The sequence below is a fragment of the Rhodococcus sp. OS5 genome (assembly GCF_056837585.1).
In genome coordinates this window covers 5453322-5469814 of record NZ_CM166368.1, presented here as the reverse complement: position 1 = coordinate 5469814, position 16493 = coordinate 5453322, and the positions used below count along the sequence as shown (strand labels likewise).

General features: G+C 63.5%; 17 protein-coding genes. 6 read left to right on the top strand and 11 right to left on the bottom strand.

From position 1 onward, the window contains the following. The 3 genes from ACVZUB_RS25520 to ACVZUB_RS25510 all read right to left on the bottom strand — a co-directional run bounded on the left by ACVZUB_RS25520 (position 1) and on the right by ACVZUB_RS25510 (position 2231). Positions 1-498 carry a hypothetical protein gene (locus tag ACVZUB_RS25520; protein WP_003940625.1) on the bottom strand — a complete coding sequence of 166 codons (498 nt, stop codon included), beginning with the start codon at positions 496-498 and terminating at the stop codon, positions 1-3. Positions 499-609: 111 nt separating this feature from the next. Then, positions 610-1260, bottom strand: a complete 651-nt coding sequence (locus tag ACVZUB_RS25515) for a pyridoxamine 5'-phosphate oxidase family protein (RefSeq protein ID WP_007729471.1) — start codon at positions 1258-1260, stop codon at positions 610-612. Positions 1261-1277: 17 nt separating this feature from the next. Then, complete coding sequence (locus tag ACVZUB_RS25510) at positions 1278-2231, bottom strand: DNA-3-methyladenine glycosylase family protein (protein ID WP_042448519.1); 954 nt, start codon at positions 2229-2231, stop codon at positions 1278-1280. A gap of 45 nt (positions 2232-2276) precedes the next feature. Between ACVZUB_RS25510 and ACVZUB_RS25505 the strand changes: the two genes are divergently transcribed. After that, positions 2277-2828: a ribonuclease H family protein gene (locus ACVZUB_RS25505; protein WP_436382908.1), complete on the top strand. Its 552-nt coding sequence runs from the start codon at positions 2277-2279 to the stop codon at positions 2826-2828. 5 nt (positions 2829-2833) lie between these two features. Here the strand turns inward: ACVZUB_RS25505 and ACVZUB_RS25500 are convergent, their stop codons facing one another. The 3 genes from ACVZUB_RS25500 to ACVZUB_RS25490 form a co-directional block, all read right to left on the bottom strand. After that, positions 2834-3832: an MDR family oxidoreductase gene (locus ACVZUB_RS25500; protein WP_482627872.1), complete on the bottom strand. Its 999-nt coding sequence runs from the start codon at positions 3830-3832 to the stop codon at positions 2834-2836. A gap of 80 nt (positions 3833-3912) precedes the next feature. Further along, a complete protein-coding gene (locus ACVZUB_RS25495) occupies positions 3913-5046 on the bottom strand; it encodes an oxidoreductase (protein WP_003940612.1) in 1134 nt (377 codons plus the stop codon). A gap of 4 nt (positions 5047-5050) precedes the next feature. After that, on the bottom strand, positions 5051-5578 hold the full coding sequence (locus tag ACVZUB_RS25490) for a nuclear transport factor 2 family protein (RefSeq protein ID WP_050654616.1): 528 nt from the start codon (positions 5576-5578) through the stop codon (positions 5051-5053). A 125-nt stretch (positions 5579-5703) separates the two neighbouring features. Between ACVZUB_RS25490 and ACVZUB_RS25485 the strand changes: the two genes are divergently transcribed. After that, positions 5704-6609, top strand: coding sequence for an amidohydrolase family protein (locus tag ACVZUB_RS25485; RefSeq protein WP_179090785.1), 906 nt, complete (start codon positions 5704-5706; stop codon positions 6607-6609). Positions 6610-6631: 22 nt separating this feature from the next. On the opposite strand, the gene ACVZUB_RS25480 is transcribed toward ACVZUB_RS25485, so the two are convergent. Next, the gene (locus ACVZUB_RS25480; protein WP_054781716.1) at positions 6632-7375 is read right to left on the bottom strand and encodes an SDR family oxidoreductase; all 744 of its coding nucleotides are present in this window, start codon (positions 7373-7375) and stop codon (positions 6632-6634) included. 26 nt (positions 7376-7401) lie between these two features. Beyond that, complete coding sequence (locus tag ACVZUB_RS25475) at positions 7402-8340, bottom strand: 3-oxoacyl-ACP reductase (protein WP_007729451.1); 939 nt, start codon at positions 8338-8340, stop codon at positions 7402-7404. A 369-nt stretch (positions 8341-8709) separates the two neighbouring features. Between ACVZUB_RS25475 and ACVZUB_RS25470 the strand changes: the two genes are divergently transcribed. Continuing rightward, positions 8710-10305: an acyl-CoA synthetase gene (locus tag ACVZUB_RS25470; RefSeq protein WP_482627871.1), complete on the top strand. Its 1596-nt coding sequence runs from the start codon at positions 8710-8712 to the stop codon at positions 10303-10305. Positions 10306-10361: 56 nt separating this feature from the next. On the opposite strand, the gene ACVZUB_RS25465 is transcribed toward ACVZUB_RS25470, so the two are convergent. The 3 genes from ACVZUB_RS25465 to ACVZUB_RS25455 form a co-directional block, all read right to left on the bottom strand. Continuing rightward, complete coding sequence (locus tag ACVZUB_RS25465; RefSeq protein WP_482627870.1) at positions 10362-11609, bottom strand: Nramp family divalent metal transporter; 1248 nt, start codon at positions 11607-11609, stop codon at positions 10362-10364. Between the two features lie 129 nt (positions 11610-11738). Continuing rightward, positions 11739-12230, bottom strand: a complete 492-nt coding sequence (locus tag ACVZUB_RS25460) for a nuclear transport factor 2 family protein (protein WP_003939809.1) — start codon at positions 12228-12230, stop codon at positions 11739-11741. A 32-nt stretch (positions 12231-12262) separates the two neighbouring features. Next, positions 12263-13138, bottom strand: a complete 876-nt coding sequence (locus ACVZUB_RS25455; protein WP_482627869.1) for a TIGR03619 family F420-dependent LLM class oxidoreductase — start codon at positions 13136-13138, stop codon at positions 12263-12265. 138 nt (positions 13139-13276) lie between these two features. Here ACVZUB_RS25455 and ACVZUB_RS25450 point away from each other — a divergent pair, with 138 nt between their 5' ends. The 3 genes from ACVZUB_RS25450 (at position 13277) to ACVZUB_RS25440 (ending at position 16481) form a co-directional block, all read left to right on the top strand. Next, a complete protein-coding gene (locus ACVZUB_RS25450; RefSeq protein ID WP_007729442.1) occupies positions 13277-14185 on the top strand; it encodes an IclR family transcriptional regulator in 909 nt (302 codons plus the stop codon). Positions 14186-14261: 76 nt separating this feature from the next. Continuing rightward, positions 14262-15131 carry an alpha/beta fold hydrolase gene (locus ACVZUB_RS25445; protein WP_003940235.1) on the top strand — a complete coding sequence of 290 codons (870 nt, stop codon included), beginning with the start codon at positions 14262-14264 and terminating at the stop codon, positions 15129-15131. A 171-nt stretch (positions 15132-15302) separates the two neighbouring features. Beyond that, the gene (locus ACVZUB_RS25440; protein WP_003940250.1) at positions 15303-16481 is read left to right on the top strand and encodes an acyl-CoA dehydrogenase family protein; all 1179 of its coding nucleotides are present in this window, start codon (positions 15303-15305) and stop codon (positions 16479-16481) included. Positions 16482-16493 lie beyond the last annotated feature (12 nt).

Genomic DNA, 16493 nt, shown 5'->3' with positions numbered 1-16493 from the left:
TCAAGGAGTCGCGAAGAACTTCTCGACGGCCGGCGCAGCGTTCGGGTTTCCGTTGGTGATTCCTGCGCCGACTCCGGCAACCGTGCCGATGACTCCACCGACGATGCAGCCGGCGATGAAGTTCGGGAAGATCGACAGGCAGCCGATTCCGACGCCGAGGTTGGCTCCGATCAGGGTCGACTGCAGACCACCGTTGTTCCAGCCGATATTGACCTCGTTGGCCATCGTGTCGAACGCGGCCTGCTTCGGATCGTTACCGGGGAAGAGCATCAACGCCGCCTGGCTGTTCGACTCTGCGGTCGGTGTCAGTAGGGGTTGGGACGGATCGAAGCCCGCATTCGGGGGCGCTGCGACCGCGGTGCCGGCTCCGGCGCCGACTGCGGCGACGACGAGAACGGACATGGTGAGAGTTCGGGACAGTTTCATGGGGACGGCCAATCTGTCTGTGTGGAACCAGTCGTGAATGGTGGCGGTGCAGTTCGTTAACCAGAACTCCACCGTCTGGATCGATCGTGCGGACCTCCTCGGGCACAACGGGACCCGTCGTCTCCGCGCGACGGGCCGTGTTTGGTGGCTACCCGACTCCGAGTGCCCTGAAACCGCCTAGTCTCATTCGTTTTTCGACAACCGCGCACGCAATTCTTCGACCTCGGCAGTAAGCCGATCTACCTCGGCTTGCAGGGGTTGGCGTGCCAGAGCGAGGGATTCGTCCATGCGCTCCTTGTCGAAGCGTGGCGTGATGTTTCGACTGCAGTTCCAGTCGAACGCTTCGACGTCGATGACGATGGAACGCTGGGCTTTTGCCGTCATGGTGCCGCCGGGGACTTGCAAGAGCTGTTGCAGTAGTGCAGGGTCCTCGTCCGCTTCGATCACCTGCGCGCGCCCGTAGATCTTCAATCTCGTTCGCGTCGGGTAATCGATGACGAACAGCGAGGTGCGATTGTTCTCTTCCAGATTGCCGAGCGTCACGAATTGCTGATTGCCGGGGAGATCGGCGAATCCGATTCGATTCGGGCCCAACACATGCAGGAATCCGCGCGGGCCGCCGCGATGTTGGACGTACGGCCAACCGTCGGGCGTCACCGTGGACATGAAGAAGGAATCCACGGATTTCACGAATCCCTGCGCGCGGAAATCGAATTCCATCGGGCCTTCGTCGGGCTGATCGAGTTTCGAACCGTACACGGTGAAACTTCCGGTCGACCGCTGACGCTCCACCGCAGCGGGGGAGAAGGCGATGTGTGCGTATCGGGTCGACATTTTCCAACTCCTGATGCTCAGTGCCAACGGTGGTCGGCAACGGCAGTTCGCGGACCGAACTTGGGTTTGACGGCTTGCCCGCTGACCTGCAGAAGCCTCACGGCGCGGTATCGATGCGGTTGAAGGGGAGCGAGGTACTGCACCATCTGGGCGTCGTCGATCGGTTCACCCAGCAGTGACCACCCGACGACGGCAGAAAGGTGGTAGTCGCCGACCGAGAGTGCATCGGAATCGCCGAATGCACGCTGAGCCACTTCGGCGGCAGTCCAGATCCCGACGCCGGGTACCGCTCGCAACCGTTTGGTCGCCTCGGTTCTGGGGAACGTGGATGCCTGCTCGAGGCGGTCGGCGACGCGAGCGCACTGAACGATCGTCTTGGACCTCGCTGGATCGACGTTCGCGCGATGGAATTCCCATGACGGCATTCGACGCCATTGGTCCGCGGTGAGTGGAACTCGCATTCCGTCGGGCGCGGGGCCGGGTGGGCGCTCCCCGAACTTGGTCAGCAGGCGGCGCCACGCGGCAAATGCGTCGATGCCGTGGACTCGTTGCTCGAGGATCGCGGGAACGAGAGCTTCCATGACGCGGCCGGTGCGGCCGATGCGCAGATGAGGGAAGCGTCGATGAGCTTCGGCGAGCTTGGGATGTTCGGGGGCAAAATCTTCGGCCTCGTCGTCGAGACCGAGCAGCGCTTCGGCGCCGGTCAGGAATTCCGTGGCGCCGGGACCCCAGGCCTGTACCCGGACCGTATGGCGATCCGACTGGGTGATGCGGTAGGTCACAGGACCCGAAAGTTGGCGGGAAACTCGCCAGATCGCTCCGTCGGCTGACCGTCGATGTGCGGGGTCGCCGGGTCCGCGCTGATGCGGGCTGAGCGTCAGCGCGGCATCGAGTGGTCGCTGAGAAGTCACCGTGACTTCGTCGACCGGAGATAGCGGCGTCATCGAGGTCAGCGTATCGCCACCGTCCATCCTCCGTTAAGGCGTGTGTCGGTGGCGCAACGTATTGTCCGAGCCATGATCATCGTGAGCACCGACGGATCCTGTCTGCGAAACCCCGGTGGGGCTATCGGCTGGGCGTGGGTCAATCACGAGGGTCCGAGCATGTCCGGCGGAGAAGCGTCCGGTACCAATCAGATTGCCGAGTTGCGTGCGCTCTTCGAGGCCGTCGTCGCCCATCCCGGTGCTGATCCTCTGCTCATCGAATCCGACTCGCAGTACGCCATCAAGTGCGCGTCGGAATGGCTGCCGAGTTGGAAGCGCAAGGGCTGGAAGACCGCGAGCGGCGGGGCGGTCAAGAACCTCGATCTGGTGCAGAGTATCGATCGAGCCATCACCGATCGTGTCGGACCGGTGCGCTTTCGCTGGGTGCGCGGGCACGTCGGCAACCACTACAACGAAATGGCAGACAAGCTGGCCGGCGAAGCCGCACGCGCCATCGTCTCGGGGGACATCGCATCGGTGCCGCTTGCTGCCCCGGTGAAGAAGGAACCGACCGCCGTGAACTCTCCTTACAAGGAGAAGTCCACGACGGTCGAAGAACCGGCAGATCTGTTCACACTTTTCTGAGCGGTTCAGAATCCGTCGGCAACCTGAACCAGCGCCCGGCCGGTGTACTTGCCTTCGCGTACCTGATCGATCACCGAGACGACGTCGCGGACGGCAACGAGGTTCGTGATCTCCTTCAGATGACGTGGGGCCAAGTCGGAGCCCAGCCGGGTCCACAGCGCGCGACGGGGTTCGATCGGCATCAATACCGAGTCCATGCCCAGCAGTGAGACTCCGCGGAGAATGAACGGCAGCACGGTCGTAGGCAGCGCGGCGCCGCCGGTCAATCCGCTGGCAGCGACAACACCGCCGTAGTTGATCGTGCTCAGAACGTGAGCGAGGGTCTTTCCACCGACGCAGTCGACGGCCGCCGCCCACTGAGATTTTCCGAGCGGGCGAGGCTTGGCGTCGGGATCCTCGGGGAGCCGGCCGATCACCGAAGACGCACCGAGTGACGTCAGAAGGTCTGCCGCGCCGGGCTTACCGCTGGAGGCGACCACGTCGAAGCCTGCGCTTGCCAGAAGGTCGACGCTGACGGTGCCGACTCCGCCGCTCGCGCCCGTCACCAGGACGGGACCGTCGGCGGGCTTCACTCCGCTGGCCAGAATGGCTTGGACGCTCATGGCTGCGGTGAATCCTGCCGTGCCGATCGCGGCAGCGTCGGCGGTGGAAATGCCGTCGAGCTTCACGACCCACTCGGCAGGCAAACGGGCGATCTCGGCGTAGCCGCCGTTGCGGGCGGTCCCGATCTCGTAGCCATGTGCGACGACCTTGTCTCCCGGGGCGAATGCGTCGGACTCGGAGGCGAGGACCTCGCCGGCGACGTCGATGCCGGGGACGATCGGGTAATCGCGAACCACCCCGCCTTTCGGCGTGACCGCGAGCGCGTCCTTGTAGTTGACGCTCGAATACTCGACGCGAATGGTGACCTCACCTGCCGGGAGGAAGGATTCGTCGACGGTTTCGGGGGCGAAGTCGATGGTGCCGTCGCTGTCGCGGGCGACCCAGGCGTTGAAAGTAGTCATGGGTCGAACATAAAGGCCTTCGGCCCTGTGCGCCTTTTTGGTAGTGCGAACTACCAGAAAGGCGCACAGGGGCGGAGCCCCTAGATCAAGCTGCCCTCATGCACCGCTCGATCGAACGCCGGTAGCGGGCCACCGGCGCGCAGGGTAGTTGCCAATGCAGGATCGGCGAGATGGAGACGGCCGATCGCGATCAGATCGAACTCTCCGCTGCCGATGCGCTCCTCGAGCTGTGGGATGTTGTCGACTACAGGTGCGACGCCTTCGATGCGGCTGTCCCGCAGCGACTTTCCGATACCGACGCTGCCGACGGCCATCGTGACGGCGCCGGTCAGCTTCTTCGCCCAACCCGCCAACGAGAGATCGCTGCCTTCGAAGGCCGGCACGTCGAAACGCCTGATGCTGGCGTCGAGAACGTCGACTCCGGCGTCGACCAGCGCGCCCAGGATGACGCCCAACTCTTCGGGGGTTTCCGCGATCTTCGCGGTGAAATCCTGCTGCTTGTGCTGTGAGAAACGGTAGATGATCGGCAGATCCGGTCCGATGGCCGCGCGGATCGCGGCGACGACGGCGGCCGGGAACCTGGTACGACGCTCCAGGTCGCCTCCCCACGCGTCGTCGCGCTGGTTGGTGCCCTCCCAGAAGAAGGAATCGAGGAGGTAGCCGTGACCGCCGTGGATCGCGATGCCGTCGAAGCCGAGTTCGACGGCGTGCTTCGCGCTACGGACGTACGCGTCGATGACGTCCTGGATGTCCTGCTCGGTCATCGCTTCGGTGCTGGCCTGTGCGCGTTCGACGTAGGCAGCGGAGTACGAGGTGACGCCGAGCGGGCCCCATTCGCCAGAGGGGCGCATCGGCTTGAGTGAGGGGTCCATCTGCGTCATCGCGCCCCACAGAGGTCCGACGTGCCAGAGTTGAGGCACGATCTTGCCGCCCGCAGCGTGCACGTCGTCGACTACCTTCCGCCATCCGGCCTGAGCAGCGGGAGTGTGGAGGTTGGGGACGTTGGCGTGGTCGACAGCAGTCTCGTGATCGATCGCGACGCCTTCGGTGACGATCAGTCCGGTGCCGCCCTCAGCTCGTCGGCGGTAGTAGTCGGCAACGTCGCGGCCGGGCACGCCCTCGATGGAGTACGTGCGCGTCATCGGCGACATGACTATGCGGTTGGACAGTTCGAGCGAACGGATGCGGAGCGGTTGGAACAGCGGGTTGGTCACTTCGTCACAGCGCTTTCATGAATCGGAAGAATCCGGGGTCCTGGTCGACACGGAGCCGGGTGAGGGTTCGGTAGCTGATCAGCCACTTGCCGTCTTCTTTGCGGTATTTCTCGTGGTAGTGGCCGTAGCCGTGTAGGTGCAGTTCTTTCTCGCCGTCGTTCCACCACAGCATGTCCTCCATCGCCCAGATGCCGGTTGCGGTGGTGGGCGAGGTCAGCACGATTTCGGGAGTGTGTGCGTGGTGCGCCGTGGTGAGGGGGATTTCGCCGTCGAGCATGTTCCGAATTGCCGCGGTGAGTTTGTCGATGCCCACTACCTGGTTCGAGGTGTCGCCGGTCTTGGGTTGCTTGTCTGTCGGGAGTCCGCCCCACGTCTCGCTGACGACGTCTGCGGTGTGCAGGGTTGGGTAGACGTGCCACTGCTTGGTGTCCATGCAGCGTAGGCGCGCGGCGAACACACGCTTGATTTCCTCGATTGCGAGCAGTTCCTCGACGGCACTGATCGACCCCACTTCGGACTCGGCCTGAGACATTCAACCTCCAACGGTGATCGGCAAGATGGGTTCACATTCGGGTGCTCCGGGCGGGCCGTCAACGACCTGTCCCGGTGAGCGCGACGGCACTCGGTATGGTCGAGCGAACGAAAGGGGTGTCAGACGTGTGTACCGAAGAGGTCCCATCGACCGGACCGGAGGAGATCGCCGAGGTTCGGGCTTTTTGGCGCGAGTTGGGTGTTCCTGGCGTGATCGACGTCCACACCCATTTCATGCCGAAGAGCGTCATGGACAAGGTGTGGGGTTACTTCGATTCGGCGGGACCGATGATCGGTCGTCCTTGGCCCATCGCCTACCGACTTGCCGAGGAGGAGCGGGTACACCGTCTCCGCGAGTTCGGTGTCCGGGCTTTCACGTCGATGATCTACCCGCACAAGCACGCGATGGCCGAGTGGCTCAATCAGTGGGCCGTCGAATTTGCCGCGCAAACGCCCGATTGCCTGCACACAGCCACGTTCTATCCCGAGGAGTCGGCGGCGTCGTACGTCGGCAAGGCATTGGAGTCGGGCGCGCGAATCTTCAAGTCCCACATCCAGGTCGGAAACTACGATCCGAACGACCCTCTGCTCGACAAGGTCTGGGGGCAACTCGAGGACTCCGAGACGCCCATCGTGATTCACTGTGGATCGGGACCGGCGCCGGGGGAGTACACGGGACCTGATCGCATTTCTTCGCTGCTCGCACGGTACCCGCGCCTGTCGTTGATCGTCGCCCACATGGGGATGCCCGAGTACAGCGAATTCCTCGATCTGGCAGAGGCTTACGGCAACGTCCGCCTGGATACGACCATGGCGTTCACCGACTTCACGGAAGAGCAGTGTGCCTTCCCGAAGGTAGACGTATCACGGCTCGTCGACATGCAGGACCGGATTCTGTTCGGTAGCGACTTCCCGAACATTCCGTACCCGTATCTCACAGCCTTGCAAGCGGTTACGCGCTTCGATCTCGGAGACGAATGGCTGCGAGCCGTCGTGCACGACAACGCCGCCAAGCTCTTCTCGGTGAGCTGAGCTCACCGAGAAGAACTTCGACTCAGCGCAGTTTGATGCTGCCGCCGTCGGCCATCAACGTCTGACCCGTCATGTACTTGGAATCCTCGCTCGCCAGGAACACCACGACGGGAGCGATGTCGGTTTCAGGATCACCGATGCGTCCGAGAGGCACCTTGGCAACCGATGCGGCTGCGCGCTCAGGGAAGGCTTCCTGCCACTTGACGACGCCTTCGGTGGCGGCGAACGGGCAGACCACGTTGACCCGAATGCCTTCCGGCGCCCACTCGTTGGCGACGACGCGCGTCAGGCCTCGCACAGCTTCCTTGGCCGCAGCGTAGGACGTCTGGGTGGGCATTCCGTCCAAACCTGAACCCGATGCGAAGTTGACGACCGAACCCTTGGTCTTCGCGAGTTCGTCGTGGCACGCCTGCATGAGGTGGACAACGGGGTAGAAACCGGTGTTGAAGGACAGGTCGAACATGTCCTGCGTGGTTTCGAGCAACGGAGCCTGACGGGACGCGTGAGCGTTGTTCACCAGGATGTCGAGCTTGCCGAAAGCCTCGAGCGCGGCGTCACGGATCTGCTCGGCCGAACCGGCGGCAGCAAGGTCGACGTTCAGGAACTTGCCGGAGCCGGCCAGTTCTTGTTCGAGGGCCTGGCCCTGCTCCTCGTTGATGTCGACGAACAGGACCTTCGCGCCTTCACGGGCGAAGACTCGGGTGACAGCGCGACCGATTCCACCGGCGCCGCCGGTGACGATCGCTACCTTGCCGTTCAACCTCATGAAACGCTCCTCTTCGTAAGTGCTGCTCAAACTGTTGCGGTCTCGTCGACTGCAAGTGCGATCTTTTCGAGGCCGGCGATGCTGTAGGCGGCGTAGGTCTCGTACGGCCCACGGCCGGAGAAGTAAGACGAGAGCTGGCCACCGAGTTCTTCGACGGTGAACGCGGATCCGGCTGCGTCGAAACGGTTCTCGACCTTGGGTGCTTCCATCAACGCCACCATCTTGCCGTAGACGACGAAGACCTGTCCGTTGATCTCGTCGGAATCGGGGGATGCGAGGTAGCTGACCAGGGTCGCGACGCGCTCGGGTGCAAGCGGATCGAGGCCGACGACGCCGGTGTTGTTCTCGCCGAAGGCTTCTGCCGTCATGGCGGTGCGGGCACGGGGGCAGATCGCGTTGGTGCGGACGCCGTAGCGGGAGAGACCTGCTGCGCTCGAGAGCGTCAGAGCGGTGATGCCGGCCTTGGCTGCCGAGTAGTTGGGCTGTCCGGCGCTGCCGAAGAGGAAGGCCTCGGAAGAGGTGTTGATGATGCGGCCGTAGACCGGTGCGTCGGCTGCCTTGCTGGCTGCGCGCCAGTGGACTGCGGCTGCGTGCGAGGTGGCGGCGTGGCCCTTGAGGTGCACGCGGATGACGTCGTCCCAATCGGATTCGGTCAGGTTGAAGATCATCTTGTCGCGCAGGATGCCTGCATTGTTGACGAGGATGTCGAAGGATCCGAAGTTCTTGACAGCCTCTTCGATGATGCGCCCGCCGAGCGACCAGTCGGAGACGTCGCCGGTGATGGCGAGTGCCTGTCCACCTGCGGCCTTGATCTCGTCGACCACGTCGTTGGCCGCTGCACCCATGTCGTTGACGATGACGGCTGCACCGGCAGCCGCGAGTCCGAGTGCTTCGGCGCGACCCAGGCCGGCGCCGGCGCCGGTGACGGCGGCAACTTTGCCTTCCAAGCTCAGTGATTGCGTCATGTCGTGCTCCTTCGATCCGGGCGGTCGGGTAGGTCTTGCAAAATTAGTATTCATTCTAATTTGAAGTCGAGAGTTCGGTAGTCGTTCCGAAAAAATCATTCGAGCGAAATCAGAATTAGTTCTAGTTTTGAACAGAAGTTTGGCCGACTGAGGAGGAGTCTCACTCAGCGGGAGCGGTGATCTGGGTCACGAGCGCTGCATGCCACCTTGGGGCGACGCGGCGATCCCACCGCGTACGCGTTTGCGTCACCACCGATCCGCTCAGTTCTCGGCCGCATTCGTCGGCTCCAGGGTCGGATAGTTCTCACCGAAAACGCAGTACGGTCGGCCCCGAATTCACCGGGCCGGACATCAAGGAAGGCACCAGCAGTGTCACTGAATTTGGCAGATCTGTACGAGGGCATCTCGGATCTGATTCCGGACCGCACGGCGCTCGTGTGCGATGTTCGTCGTCGCACCTACGTCGAGCTGGACGAGGGCTCGAATCGCATCGCCCGCCACCTGGCGAGTGTCGGTGTCGGGCCCGGCGATCACGTTGCTCTGCACATGCGCAACAGCATCGAGTTCGTCGAGAGTTTGCTCGGGTGCCTCAAGATTCGCGCGGTCCCGATCAACGTCAACTATCGCTACGTCGACGCCGAACTGACCTACCTGTACAACGATTCGCAGTCGGTGGCACTGATCGTGGACGAGGAGTTCGCTCCGGTGGTGGAGACGGTTCTCCCGGCCGTGCCCGGCATCAAACACGTCGTTGTCGTCGGCAAGTCCGTGGTCGGCGACATCGAAGGTGTCGACGTCGTTGGATACGCCGACGCCGCCGCGGAGCAGCCCGCTACTCGTGACTTCGCGCCCCGCAGCAACGACGACCTCTTCGTCATCTACACCGGCGGCACGACGGGGATGCCCAAGGGCGTCATGTGGCGTCATGAAGACTTCTACTTCGCGGCGCTCACCGGCGGAAATCCGTTCGGTCCGCCGCACACGACCGCCGAGGCTCTGTTCGCCGCGGTGCCGAACGTCCCCGCGATGAACATGCTCAGTACCGCACCCCTGATGCACGGTGCGGCGTCGTACTCGCTGTTCACCGGATTCTTCATGGGCGCCAACGCAATTCTCATGGCGCGGTTCGACGCGAAGGCGACGCTGCAGCTCGCCGGAAGTGAGAAGGCCGTCTCCATCACCGTCGTCGGAGACGCGATGGCACGTCCGCTCGCAGACGAATTGGCAGCAAACGCAGCAGATTACGACCTCAGCACGGTCGGAATGGTCTCGTCCGGCGGAGCCTTGTTCTCGCTCTCACTGCGGGAGCAGCTCAAGTCGATGCTTCCGAACCTGGTGATCCGCGACGGATTCGGCTCCTCGGAGTCGGGCGTCGACGGCAATCTGGAGATCGGCGAAGACGGCCTGATGCGCATCGCCGCTCGCGACGAGACCCGCGTCGTGGACGAAAGGATGCGGCCGCTGGAGCCGGGATCGCCCGAGACCGGCTACATCGCTCGCAGCGGTCACGTGCCGGTCGGCTACTTCAATGATCCGGTCAAGACCGCGGCTACGTTCCCGGTGATCGACGGGGTGCGGATGTCGGTGCTCGGCGACGTCGGACGCGTGGAAGCCGACGGCTCGATCGTCTTGCTGGGACGTGGTTCTCAGTGCATCAACACCGGCGGGGAGAAGGTGTATCCGGAAGAGGTCGAGCAGGCGCTCAAGAGTCACCCGGCGGTGCTCGACGCTGTGGTCGCGGGAATTCCGGATGCGAAGTTCGGTGAGCGCGTCGCTGCGGTCATCACGACCCGCGAAGGCTTCGACGTCCCGGACGCTGCCGAGATCGGTGAGCATTGCGCGTCGCAGGTCGCTCGGTACAAAGTGCCGCGCACCGTCATGAACGTTCCGTCGATCAGGCGTTCTCCCAGCGGAAAGGCCGACTATCGCTGGGCCAAGGCCACTCTCGCCGAGCAAGTCTCCTAGTCCGGCCGGAGCCGTCCAGCGCGTTTGTGAGGGACGCGTTGGGTGGCTCCGGTGCTCTAGCCTGTCACCGTCAGAACCAGCAGAGCGACGTTGAGTGCAACGATCAAGCCCGCCGCAATCCACGCCGCGACGGTCGTGAGCGGGGCATTGCGCGCGTCGCCCATGAGTTCGGGGTCCGAGGTCATTCGCACCAGCGGGATGATCGCGAAGGGGATGCACAGGCTCAAGACCACTTGGCTGAGCACGAGCGCCAGCGTCGGGTCGACGCCGAGTCCGAGCACGATCAGTGCCGGGACGAGCGTGACGATCCGGCGTGTGATCACCGGAATCCGAATGGCCAGAAGGCCATGCATGATCTCGGCGCCGGCCGCGCATCCCACGGAGGTCGACGCGAGTCCGGAGGCGAGGAGGCCGATCGCGAACACCACGGCTACGCCCGGGCCGAGCGAATTCTCGATCGCGGCATGCGCGCCGTCGATGGTGTCGGTGCCGGGTACTCCGCGCAGCGCCGAAGCGGCCAGCAGCAGCATGCCGATGTTCACGCCACCGGCGATGATCAACGCGACGACGACATCCCAACGGGTGACTTTGAGTAATCGCTGCAACCGTGGGCCGGGTTTGATGTGGCCGTGGCGATCACGTGCCAATGCGGAGTGAAGGTAGATCGCGTGCGGCATGACCGTTGCTCCGAGCATGCTGGCGGCGAGCAGTACGGTCTCGGTTCCTTCGAAGCGGGGGACCAGTCCGGCGACGGCCTCGCTGCCGGAGACGTCGGTGAAGGCGAGCCCGGTCAGGAAGCCGATGGTGATGATGGCCAGCAATCCCATGACCACGAACTCGAAAGTGCGCTGTCCGCGCCGACTTTGGATCGTCAGGATGACCATCGACACGCATCCGGTGATCAGTCCGCCGAGGAAGAGCGGGATGTTGAAGAGCAGGTTGAGTGCGATGGCGCCGCCGATGACTTCGGCGACGTCGGTCGCGATCGCCATCATCTCGGCCTGGAGCCAGAAGGCGCGGCGGTTGTTCTTACGCAGGCGCTGACCCAGCATTTCGGGCAGGGATCTGCCGGAGACGAGACCGAGTTTCGCGGACAGATACTGCACGAGGACGGCCATCGCGTTGGCGAGTATGAGTACCCAGATGAGGAGGTAGCCGTACTTGGCGCCGGCGGTGAGGTTGGCGGCGACGTTGCCCGGATCGACGTACGCGATTGCCGCGACGAACGCCGGACCGAGCAGGGCGATGGATCTCCCCGTGGGTCGTCGGCGCGGAGTCGTCGGCTCTTGCGTACTGGTGCTCATCGGTCTCCTGGTCACACGTACTCGGACCTGTTGGTTCGAATAAGTGAACTATAGAGTTCGGGGAGCCGAACTTTCAACAGCTGTGCGCGGTCAGCGACCGCAGAGGGTCCCTAACCGCGCACAGGCCGGTTAGGCCGTCACGCCGGCAGCCAGGAGAGCGCGAGCCTCGGGTCGGCCGTCGAGGAGGGCGTTGGTACGCAGTTCGACCTTCCACTCGCCGTCCGTCTTGATCAGTTCCCAACGGTTTGCGGTGATGCGGAGGACCTTGAATCCCGTCGGGTTCTCGGGATCTTTGATGACCAACTGCGAATGGCAGGTCGCGACGGCCTTGTTGCCGTCGATGCGGATGTGCGCGGGTGTCATCATGTGGGCCGCGCCGTTCATGATCCAGTTCTGGTGTGAGGCGCTGTGAACCATCGCGCGCAGTTCGCCGCGGCCGTGCATCGCACCGGTATCGACGTCGTAGACGCCGTCCTCGAGCCACAGGTTCGCGACCTCGTCGGCTGATCCGCTGTCCACGGCAGGGCTGTATGTGGTCAGCAGTTCGGTGATCGCGAGCTTGTCCTCGAGCAGTTCCACTCGGGCGAGCAGGGATTCGATCAGGGCGGTCGAGTCGGTCATCGGTACGTCCTTTGCATTGGATTGTCGGCGAATCAGGAAGTGGTGAAAGAAAAGCCCTCGGCGAGGGCGATTCGGTGAAGTTCTTCGAGTTGTTCGCAGTAGTGCTCGACGCTTCGAGCGCCGACCGAGCAACTGGCGATGGTCGCCCCGGCGTCGCGGACGCGAGTCAAGGCGCGAAGGGTGGATTCGCGATTGTCGAGAGGATCGAGCGGCGCACCCGCGGGAAGCACCACGTCGAATCCGTCGGGGAGCGTCGTGGCATCGAGCATTTCCTTCAGTTCGGAGAATCGCAGCCCGAACGGCACCCACCCGTCGCCGTGTGTGGTGGCCCGGCGCAGCGATCTCTTGGTCCGGCCGCCGATCCACAGCGCCACCCGTTTCTGGACGGCGTGGGGTTCGACGACAAATCCGGAGTAGTCGTAGAACTCGCCGTGATACTCCGGAGTCGGCGTCGACAGTGATGCCCGAAGTGCGGCCAAGGCATCGTCAGCGCGCGCTCCTCGGTCGGGAAATGGAGCATTTATGAGATCGAATTCTTGTTTCAGAGTCCCCACCCCGAGGCCGAGTATCAGGCGTCCATTGCTGACGCGATCAAGCGTTCCGTAACGCTTGGCGATCTCGAGGGGGTGGTGGTAGCCCAACACCAGCACCTGGGTCGCCAGCAGGATTCGTGATGTACGCGCGGCGAGAAAACCAAGGGTGGCGAGCGGATCCCAGTAGGTTCCGCCGCGCTCGGTGGCAATCTCCTCGGGGACCGCCACGTGTTCACTGCAGGTCAGATGATGGAAACCGAGTCGATCCGCCGTGGCGGCCACTGTGGCGATCTCGCCGATGTCAGCACTTGCCTCCCACTCCGAGCGCGTGCTCGGGTGCTGAATCAGGACCGGCGTGACGATTCCCAGGTGCATCGGGCGTTTATAGCGTCCCCACTCGCCCAGCGGCAGGTGAATTACCGCTGATCGGGATCGAAAAGATCGATTCACTTTCCAGAAACTGTGACCTGGGTTATAGTCGGTAGAATCAATTCCAGTTTTCGGGAGGCGTCCATGACCATTGTTGACATGAACGACACACTGTCCACCGTCCAGACTGCCGGTGGGCAACCCAAGAAGGATCTGCCGCCGTCGATGGTCGAGCGGATGACACTGATTCTCGACGCATTCGACGGCCGCGCCGCGCGGCTGACGCTGGAAGAGGTCGCGTGCCGTACTCAGTTGCCGCGCTCCACGGTCCACCGCATTCTCGATCAGCTGGTCAAGCTGGACTGGGTCGATCACGCATCGTTCGGCTACTGCCTCGGGCGTCGCGCGCTCGGCCTCGGTGGTGGCGACGGCGGCCACAGCCAGATCCGCGAAGCCGCTGCACCGCTTCTGCACGAACTGCACCTGCAGACCGGCATGGTCGTTCACCTGTCGGTGCTCGACGGACGCGAGAGCGTCTATCTCGACAAGGTCGGCGGACGATTCGCCGCGGCGCTCCCGTCCCGCGTCGGCGGCAGAGTGCTCGCTCATTCGACGGCTGGTGGCAAGGCGATGCTGGCGTGGATCGACCCCGAGCGCGTCGACGCTCTGTTCGGGGCTTCTCTTCCCCGCTGCACCGAGAACACGATCACCGACGTCGCTGTGCTCCACCAGGAACTGAACCGCATCCGTCAGCGTCGGGGACTGGCCTTCGAACGCGGGGAGTCAGCGCGTGGAGTCGCTTGTGTGGCTTCGGCAATTCGCGGACACGAGGGTCCCGTCGGCAGCATCGCGTTGTGTGGTGACATGCGGACCGCTCAGCTCGAGCGAGTTGCTCCGCTGGTCGTCGACGCGGCTCGCGAGGTCTCACGGACGCTGTACCCCGAACTGGGTGCTCCTCGCCGCGGCCGCAAAACGCCTCCCGTTCCGACCAATACGTTCTCGGCGGAGACGATGGATCGCCTGCTGGCAGCGTCGTCCGACCACTGGATCTGACATATTTTGATCGACTTGTCTCGCTGATCGGGACGAGTCATAGCAGCTCAGCGGTACTGATGGCACGGTTCGGACCATGACGACTGAACTGAGCTACGAGGGAACTCTGAAGGAACTGCAGACCGATCTCGGTGTGCTCCGGTACCACGAAGCCGGCGACGGCCCGCCGCTCCTGCTGCTGCACGGATCGGGCCCCGGCGTCACCGGTTGGCGTAACTACCGCGGCGTTCTCGCGGACTTCGCGAAGCACTTCCACTGCTACGTTCTCGAGTTCCCCGGATTCGGCGTCAGCGATCCCGGCCCCGACCATCCGATGATGATGGCGCAGGCGTCGGTCGGGATGTTCCTCGACGGCCTCGGCCTCGGCCCGGTCCACATGATCGGTAACTCCATGGGCGGCATCGTCGCCACCAAGGTCGCGATCGACGAGCCGCACCGGGTGAGCAAGCTCGTCACCATCGGCGGCATGGGAAAGAACACCTTCTCGCCGGGGCCCGGTGAAGGCATCAAACTCCTCATGGAGTTCACCGACAACCCCACCCGCGAAGCCCTGGTCCGCTGGTTGCATTCGATGGTCTTCGACCGTGCCGTCGTCACCGAGCAGCTCATCGAAGAGCGTTGGGCCCTGGCCACCGAGCCGACGACGCTCGAGATCGCCCGTCGTATGTACAGCAGCAAGGCCATGGCCGCCATGGGCGCGGCTGCCGCTGCGTCGACCGCCGTGCCGTACTGGGCGCAGCTGAACAAGATCAAGGCGCCAACGCTGTTGACCTGGGGACGCGACGACCGCGTCAGCCCCGTGGACATGGCGATTCTGCCGATGCGCGACATCCCCAACGGCGAAGTTCACATCTTCCCCAACTGCGGACACTGGACGATGATCGAAGCTCGCGACGCCTGGGTCGCGTCCGTTCTGGCATTTCTGACGCGTCCAGAAGGCAAGTAAGGACGGTGCGCCTTTTTGGTAGCCCCCACTACCAAAAAGGCGCACAGGGGTGCTCCCACTCACCGGGAAGCGTTTCTGCACTTCGGTGGGCTACCTGCCACCGTTTCACCAACAGATTTTCATTCTGCCCAGGCACTCGCCGGGTAGCGAAACCAGAAAGCCGGAAAAATCATGGGTCAGGTTCTGGACAACATCTCACAGTTCGCCGACGAGATCCGCGCCGACGGGGTCGAGGGCGACAAGCTGATGCGCTTGACGGACGGCAGCGCGAAGCGCTTGCGCGACTCCGGCGTCATCCGGATGTTCCAGCCGAAGGAGTTCGGAGGCCTCGAGGCGCATCCGCGTGAATTCGCCGAGACGGCAATGGCTATCGGTGCGATGGACGGTGCCACGGGCTGGGTCAGCGGCATCGTCGGTGTGCATCCGTGGGAGCTTGCGTTCTTCGACCGCAAGGCTCAGGAAGAGGTGTGGGGAACCGATCCCGATACGTGGATGGCGTCACCGTATGCGCCGATGGGTGTGGCGAGGCCGGTCGAGGGTGGGTACATCCTCAACGGTCGTTGGTCGTTCTCGTCCGGTACCGATCACTGTGACTGGATCATGATCGGCGCGATGGTCGGTGACGAGTCCGGCAAGCCGTTGATGCCGCCGAAGCACCTGCACGTACTGCTGCCGCGCTCCGATTACGACATCGACCAGGACAGCTGGAATGTCGTGGGCCTGCGCGGAACCGGGTCGAAGGACCTGATCGTCAAGGACGCGTTCCTGCCCACCTACCGCACGATCGACGCCGGAAAGGTGTACGACGGGACGGCGTGGAAGGAAGCGGGTCGTACGGAGACGTTGTACAAGTTCCCGTTCTCGTGCATTTTCCCGTTGGGGATCACCTCGTCGTTGATCGGTATCGCCGAAGGTGCGTTGGCGTGCAACATGGCGGCGCAGCGTGAGCGGGTGACGGTCAGTGGTGTTCCGATCAAGGAAGATCCGTACGTGCTGTTCGCGATCGGTGAGGCGGCGGCCGAGATCGCTGCTTCTCGGGCTGCGATCTTGGAGACGGTGGATCGTTTCTGGGACATGACGGAGAAGGGGCAGGAAGTTTCGTTCGAGCTTCGTGCGATCGGTCGCCGTACGCAGACTGCTGCGGCGTGGCGGGCGGTGCGTGCGGTGGACGAGATCTTTGCTCGTTCCGGTGGTGGGGCTTTGCAGTTGAACACGCCGATGCAGCGGTTCTGGCGTGACGCTCATGCCGGTCTCGCGCATGCGATCCACGTACCCGGTTCCATTTTCCATGCGTCGACGCTCTCGCAGCTCGGTGGCGAACCGCAGGGTATCCACCGCTCGATGATCTAGTCCCACAAATAC